This window comes from Streptomyces silaceus, assembly GCF_001419745.1.
In the GTDB taxonomy this organism is placed as follows: domain Bacteria; phylum Actinomycetota; class Actinomycetes; order Streptomycetales; family Streptomycetaceae; genus Streptomyces; species Streptomyces silaceus.
On sequence record NZ_LIRJ01000303.1, the window covers coordinates 1 to 7,337 of the forward strand.

4 protein-coding genes and 2 pseudogenes are annotated in these 7,337 nt (G+C 61.4%); 4 read left to right on the forward strand and 2 right to left on the reverse strand.

The annotated features are described in order from the left end of the window. Positions 1-178 precede the first annotated feature (178 nt). Positions 179-655: a hypothetical protein gene (locus tag AOK22_RS41540; protein ID WP_157872286.1), complete on the reverse strand. Its 477-nt coding sequence runs from the start codon at positions 653-655 to the stop codon at positions 179-181. Between the two features lie 933 nt (positions 656-1,588). On the opposite strand from AOK22_RS41540, the pseudogene AOK22_RS42985 reads away from it, so the two are divergent. The 4 genes and pseudogenes from AOK22_RS42985 to AOK22_RS26310 form a co-directional block, all read left to right on the forward strand. Continuing rightward, positions 1,589-1,729, forward strand: a pseudogene (locus tag AOK22_RS42985) (GntR family transcriptional regulator); the annotation flags it as partial. A gap of 11 nt (positions 1,730-1,740) precedes the next feature. After that, positions 1,741-2,100 (forward strand): annotated as a pseudogene (locus AOK22_RS26300) (HD domain-containing protein); the annotation flags it as partial. A gap of 44 nt (positions 2,101-2,144) precedes the next feature. Next, a protein-coding gene (locus AOK22_RS40055) for an IS5 family transposase (RefSeq protein ID WP_244165007.1) occupies positions 2,145-2,941 on the forward strand; the annotation gives its coding sequence in 2 pieces (ribosomal slippage) (positions 2,145-2,477 and positions 2,480-2,941; 795 coding nt in all). Positions 2,942-2,950: 9 nt separating this feature from the next. Then, positions 2,951-4,507 (forward strand): tyrosine-type recombinase/integrase, encoded by a 1,557-nt coding sequence (locus AOK22_RS26310; RefSeq protein ID WP_244165005.1) that lies wholly within the window; start codon positions 2,951-2,953, stop codon positions 4,505-4,507. Between the two features lie 123 nt (positions 4,508-4,630). Here AOK22_RS26310 and AOK22_RS44040 read toward each other — a convergent pair whose 3' ends face one another. Continuing rightward, on the reverse strand, positions 4,631-6,952 hold the full coding sequence (locus AOK22_RS44040) for a zinc-ribbon domain-containing protein (protein WP_157872287.1): 2,322 nt from the start codon (positions 6,950-6,952) through the stop codon (positions 4,631-4,633). Positions 6,953-7,337: the final 385 nt, after the last annotated feature.

Sequence of the window (7,337 nt, forward strand, 5' to 3'; positions counted from 1 at the left end):
CCTGCGCACACGGCTCCGGAGAGAGCGTGCCGATGAGCTACCGCAACCCCTGTGAACTGCATCGGAGCCGGATGGGGACGAGCGGTAGCTCAGGCTGTGTCGGAAGTGTGTCGCGAGGCTCGTACTGACGCTGATGCCGCGGTTGGTGGTGTTGCCCTACGCACCGCGCTCCCTGCAATCATCTGCGGCTCTGTCCCATGGCAATGTCAACGAGATCTGTGGGCAAGAACTTCGCCCCGTAGAAGAGGCCAACCGCGACAAGAGTGGCAACTCCGACAAGCACGGTCGTTGTAGAGTCGGGTAGCCCGAGTAGTGACGCTCCCACGGCCGTTCCGGCCACTGTGCCTCCCAGGCCAGCCAGGCGTATCCACTCACGGTTCACTGCTTTGGGAGCACCAGCAAGGTCTTCGGGATCCAGTAACGCGCCGGTGCGCCCCTCTGCGTATCGCTCAGCAATCTTCAGCAGCATCTTGGCCAGGTCTTCAAAGACCTCGGCGGTATCAGCGTCAATTTCTTGCCGTCCCTCGGCAAGTCTCAGCGCGCCGATTACCTCCGCTGCATGGTCTTTGAGCTGGCGCCGGTGAACGCGCCGCACGTGGCCATGACGAAGCCGCCAGGCAGACCAGATGGCCCGCTCCGCATCGGCGATGTCCACTCTAGGTGTGTACAAAGGGGCATTGGATGCCCAAGCCTTGCGTCTGGCGCGTGCGCGGCCAACTATCCCAGCCCGAGAGGTCAGGATTACTACAGGCCTATACACTGATGTCTCCCCAAAGCGTCCCCGAACGAGACTCAAGAGAATTTCGAACCTGGGGGATAGTCCTGCATAGGGGTCCGGTGAAATGGGGCCATGATCCTGCACCCTACGGAAGATTGGCATCACTGCCTGGAGCACCCGTAGAAGCATCAGGAACAGCATGAGCACGATCGCTACTGTCACTCCGGAGCTTGGCGTGCCCCAAGGCCAAGTTGTGAGCGACGCCAACCATCCGGCTGCGTCACCCCCCTGTGCCAGAAGAGAGCCGAGAGGTGATTCATCCCTGATGCTCTCTCTTCGCCCCCAAGCCCCTCTCAGGTTACTAACGAACGGGGCGGTGCTGAGCAGAGCCCACGTCAAGATCATTAGTTTGACGGCGGCGGTCAGGGCCGCGAACGGGGAAGCCGCGTACCACTTCTTGACCGCCTGCTGAAGGGCCCTCTGGTGCCCCAGCTCAATGAGTCCGAGAAATGACAGGTTTCGATAGGCGTTACTCAAATGTCGATCAGCCCGCCCTCGCGCCCACGCCAGGTACCGAGCATCAAACGATTCGAGATGGCGTTGGATCCACCGGCTTACGGCGGTCGAGGTAGGCGCGGCGGATCCAGCAATGGCTAACCAGGGAAGAACGGTTAAGCCCAGGAGAGAGGACCAGCCTAGAAAGGACTTCAAGGTTGCGAGCACCTGGGTAGTCTTGCTCAACTTGCCGCAAGCCGGGGCAACTTTCAGATCAGCCTGGCTGGGCCCTGAGCATGGCGTTGCTGAAAGGCGGTGGCCTTCGGCGCGCGGGATCCTGGCATCGAGCGATAGTGCGACGTGAGGGGTGGAGTGAAGCGCTGCGAGCGCTTCGGGGCCTTTCGTACGGCTGTACACCGCATCCTTGCCCAGATGGAGGGGGAATGGCCTGCTCCTACCGTCCACGGCAAGGGGCGGACCGTGCGCACTCTCCCAACTCTCAACGGCCGGCCGTAGCCTTGGCCGCCATGGGGCTGACTGAGTGGGCGTACTCGCTCTCCGAATCGCTGCTGTCCGATCCCCTCCCGCGTCGGTGGGCGCACTCGCTGGGGGTTGCCAAGCGCGCTCGTTTCTTGGGCCCGATCATGGGCCACGATGCTGAGTTGCTGGAAGCCGCGGCGATACTGCACGACATCGGGTACTCGCCGGCCATCGCCACTACCGGCTTTCATCCCTTGGACGGGGCGCGATTCCTTCGAGACCAGGAAGAGGCAGACGACCGGGTCACTTGGCTCGTTGCTCACCACTCCTGTGCCCTTCTCGAAGCCGAGGAGCGAGGGCTGAGCGGCGAGCTAGAGGCAGAGTTCGAGCTTGAGCGACCGGACTTGGAGGCCATCTCAATTGGCTTCACCGGTAGTCTGGTGTTGTGTTGCTGACTGAGCGTCTGGTCCCGGACGGGTTGTGGGAGTTGTTCCAGCGGGTGGTCCCAGAGGCGCCGATGCGGCCGCAGGGTGGCGGTCGGCGTCGTCATGGGGATCGTGAGGTGCTGGCGGCGATTGTCTTCGTGGCCACTTCAGGATGCATGTGGTCGCAGGTCCCGCCGGTGTTCGGGCCGTCGGGGGCCACGGCTCATCGCAGGTTCATGGAGTGGAGCCGGCAGCGGGTCTGGGCCAAGCTGCACCGGCTGGTCCTGGACGAGCTGAGCTCGCGAGGAGAGCTGGACTGGTCGCGATGCGCGATCGACTCGGTGAACATGCGGGCCCTGAAAAAGGGGACCTGACGGGTCCGAATCCGGTGGATCGCGGCAAATTTGGTTCGAAGATCCACCTGATCACTGAGCGGACTGGGCTTCCGCTTTCTGTCGGCATCTCCGGCGCCAACCTCCATGACAGTCAGGCGCTCGAACCGTTGGTGCGGGGCATACCACCGATCAGATCCCCGCGCGGACCCCGCCGTCGACGTCCCGCCAAGCTGCACGCCGACAAGGCTTACGACAACCGTCACCTGCGGCAATGGCTCCGGTCACGACACATCACACCCCGGATCGCCCGCAAGGGAGTCGAGACATCGCAGAAGCTGGGCCGCCATCGCTGGACCATCGAGCGCACCATGGCCTGGCTCGCAGGATGCCGCCGGCTCCACCGCCGCTACGAACGCCAGGCCATCCACTTTCTGGCCTTCACCAGCATCACCTGCACACTCATCTGCTTCCGCAGACTCACCAAATGAGATGATCTCTTGGTCGACGCTCTGCTGTACTGCGACATGACGACGACGCCCGACGGGATGCAGACCACGCCGACTGAGCGACTGCACGAGATCGTGCAGCGGTATGGTCCGGACACCATCGTCGGGCGGTTCATTCAGCGTGCGGCCCCCGAGATCCACGCAGCGACGACACGTGTTGAGGGCAGGCTCTCCAGGACCGGCCGCAAGTCACGCCCGTGGCGCCTTCGCTGGGTGGTAGCAGGACGGGTGCACAGTCATACGTTCACTACGTCGGCACTCGCGGAGAGTCGACGCTCCGAGCTGTGGCAGGCCGTGAACCGACGTGGCGAGGCATTCGAGATCGAATCGGGATTGCCAGAGTCCGAGGTACGCGCTGCAGCAGAAGCCACAGTGGCGGCGGCTGCCGCCACTCCATTGCACTGGTTCGAGTTCTGCCGGAGGTACGTGGCCGGCCGGTGGCGTACGAGCGCGGCTAAGACCAGGGAAGGCATGGCGGACGGCCTCGCGGCCGTGACGCTAGCCATGGTCAAGCGGGGGGAGGACACCCCTGCGGATGAGTCTCTACGGTTGGCCTTCAGGTGGGGAATCGTGCCTGCGAACCAGGGGGAGGATCCGCCGACCGCCCTCAAAGCAGCGTACGACTGGGTCACCGCGAATGACCGGCTGCTGGCTGACGTGGCTCATGCCGAGGTGGTCGAGGCGGTGATGTACCGCGTCAGCTACAAGCTGGACGGCAGCCCTGCGGCGGGGGACACGTACAAGCGGCGGCGTCGAGCCCTGAACGCCGCGCTCGAGCATGCTGTAGCTGTGGGAGAGCTGCCGGAGAACCCGCTCTCACGTGTCCGCCGCAAGCGCGTCGGCTCCGACGATGTCGTAGACCGCCGAGTCTTGGTCAACGCCCTACAGGCACGGCAGTTGCTCGCTGCCGTCTCATACGTCGGCTCGTGGGACCGCTGCCGCGGTCGCCGCCTCGTGGCCTTCTACGCGGTCCTCTACTGCGCCGGGCTGCAGCCGGCCGAAGCCGTCGGGCTACGGCTTTCGGACTGTCACCTGCCAGAGAAGGGCTGGGGCACGCTCACGCTGCGAGAGACGCGCCCTGTGTCTGGCAAGCAGTGGACCGACTCCGGGGAACGGCACGACCGTAGAGGCCTGAAGGCTCGCGGAGCCTCCACCGATCGACCCGTCCCCATTCCGCCCGTACTGGCCAGCATCCTTCGAGAGCATCTCAAGGAGTTTGGGACTGCCAACGAAGGCCGTGTCTTCGGCAACGAGCGTGGGGGAGTAGTCGGTTCATCCACCTACTGGCGGGCGTGGGAGGAAGCGCGACGCTATGCGCTCCCTCCTGACCGCGTCGATTCGCCTCTTGCCGGGCGCCCCTACGACCTGCGCCACGCCTGCATTACGAGTTGGCTGAACGCTGGAGTCCCCATCGCGGAGGTAGCACGGCGTGTGGGCAACTCGCCAGAGGTCATCCACCGCCGATACCACGGTTGCATCGACGGCGACGAGGAAGCCGCTAACGCCAAGATTTCCAAGTCTCTCGAGGAAGACGGCGACTGGGTGTAAGAGGCACAGCCGATTTGTGCGCCGGAGTTGGATCCTGTGACCCAAATCCGGCGCACTTCTGAAGACTGACCAGCCAGCCGTAATGAAACTATGCTCAATTATTGGGCGGCGGCGGTTTGTCATTCAATTGCAGCAACGCCGCCTATCCGCCACGGCGAACACAGGTGAAATGAAGATGTGTTGGCCGGTCTGACAGTACCACTCGCACTTCAGGTTACTCTTCAGTCGGAGGTTCTGCGGGTTACGACTCGGATCCGTCAGGCAATTAATGAAACGAGCAGCAATGTCGGGCCGAAGCTCCGCTAGAGACTCGCCAGGGGGAGCCAATGAACGCGATGTGTTCCGACTGTTCACCCCTCGCCGGTGACAGGCATGGCAATCCGACCCTCTCGTCCTGTTGCGAATTGAAGATTGCCATACGTGGTCACATTCTTGACACTGCCATTCCACAGTGTCGAAAGATGAAGGGGATCGCAGACTCAGATCAAATGATGGGTTGGTCAGATTCCTCCGAAATTCGGCGATTAGTCGGGGGTGTTCGGTGGCGGCTGAGGCGTATCTCGGCTTTCCCTTAATTTGCGCCCACATGTCTACAGCATCATGAAGGGCAGTCTCCTTCTCTGGGTGGGTCAATTCTTTGAACTCAAGGCCGCGGGCAACGATTAGAGATCGAAGTGCAGTGGTCCAGGTCCAGGCGTCGATACCATTTTTGGTTGCGTCATTGACGATGACCGTCTCACCAGGAACATGCGGCAGGCCTTCAGCCCGTAAACGCACATAGTCCAGGGTGCGAAATAGTAGACTTTTTCTTGAATCTTTCGCAATAATCCGTTCTGCTTTATGCGTATACAGCGGGTCTAGGTCAATTAGCAGCTGAACTCTTGGTACGAAGAGGTCCACTCGTAGTGGCCGTCCCGATGCTCCCTTTACTTGCTCAACCTCGTAATCGCAGACAACTTTCGTTCCGCAAGACGCTTCCAAGAGGCATTGGACTTCGAGCTCGAATCGAGACCTGCCTGCAGAGGTGCATTTTGGGCATTCTGAACCGTAGGTTCGCGACAGAACGTTCGTCTCCCATTCGTGCCCGTTGGGGCATCGCCACTGGCAGCGATCGTTGCTGCGTGTCCTGAGTTGGTCGGGTCCCGCTCCGGGGGTTGTCAAATTCTCGACAAAGGACTGACTGATTCGCGGGTAGAGATCACTAAGGGACATCCCCTTCTTTGGCTGCCGGCGATGGGTGGCGATGCGACGGTCATAGCACTTGCGGCATCCGGACCCGCTTCGAGCGCGGGAGTTGACTGTTGCTACCCATGTGTGTCCGCATGTCGCGCACCTCCAGGTGCACTTATCGCTAGACCCAGATCGAAGCATGGTGAGGTCGAATCCCGGAGAGGTCTCATTTCTTACGAACTCGCCCACGATGTTTCCGAGTGCTTCATGGGCGGTCTGTGATGTTCCGTCAGGCCGACGCCTCCACTCGCCACGCCGGGATTCGAAGCAAGCGGGGCAGCCAGTCTTTCCGGATGTGCGATTGTTCGGATCGGTAATCCACTCATTCTTGCAGCTGCGGCAGCGCCACCTGCACCGGTAATTGCTGTTCGGTTTTAGTTGTGATGTGGTTAGGTCATTGTCCAAATTCTCGACAAACTCTGCCGCCGTTTCCGGATGGATGTCTGCAAGCGACTCTCCGGCACGTGCTACTCGGCGGGCATTGATGGTGCGGAGACGTGCACACCGTGGACATCCGCTACCACTGCCTCCGGAGGTGCGCTTCTTTACGCTACAATCCCATTCGTGTGCGCATGTCGCACACTTCCACTTGGCCTCACGTACAGAGGAAGGGTGTATGGAGGTAGGGGGCATCTCGTCCGCATCAATGGCAGCGACGAATTCTTTGGCGATCTCTGGGTAGCGGGCGGCGAGAGACACCGACTCCTCGACTACTATCTCCCGCTCTCTTCTGCTGCGAGTTCGAGCGCAGTCAGGACATCCGCTTCCGTCTTGTGTTCTCGCGTTCGGAGTGGTCTTCCATTCATTATTACAGCGGCAGCACTTCCAAACGCATGATCTGTTTGAACCAGCGTGGAGGCTGACTGCGGTACGTCCCGGTTGCCCGGTCACCTCGACAAGCTCGGACGCAACGTCTGGAAAGAGGTCGTCAAGGGACATACCGGCGGGTGGAATTCTCCACGCATTGCGCCTCGACACGACTGAGCAGTGAGGACATCCGTGCCCGCCGCCCTTCGTCCGGTCAACTACTCGGGCACGCCACTGTTGATTGCACTCACGACACTTCCACAGGATGAATCTCCCGCTACCCGTGGTCAGTGAGTCTGGATCAACCGATGCAGGCTCCACGGCGGAGATTTCCGAGAAGACCAGTGGGTGAGTCTCCCGCAACATGCGCCGCGACATCTTGTCCCCTAATTTCCTAAAGACGGGCATATATCGTACAGCTCGACGCGATGTGCAGGTAGTTATCTGTGCAAGTGGGCGGAATCGATTGATGCGACTGTTGGGCCTTGTGGAGCTGAGGTCTGCGGCTCAGCGGTATACCCCCCACATCGGACGCCCCTCGCCATGGCTTCGTGTCAGGCGAAGGTCTTTCGTCCGACGCCGCAGTAGCGGGTGCTGGCGAGTCGATGCTGCCGTAGATCGACCAGCGTCCTGCCAGGTGTGTCGGAGGTGTGTCGCGGACGGTGAGAGATAACAAGAAAGAGCGGGAGCCAGTGAGACTGACTCCCGCTCTCTCATGTCGGCATCCGCCCAGCTCAGCGCTTGATTCAGGCTGGCTGTGTGGCGAGTGCCCCCGGCAGGATTCGAACCTGCG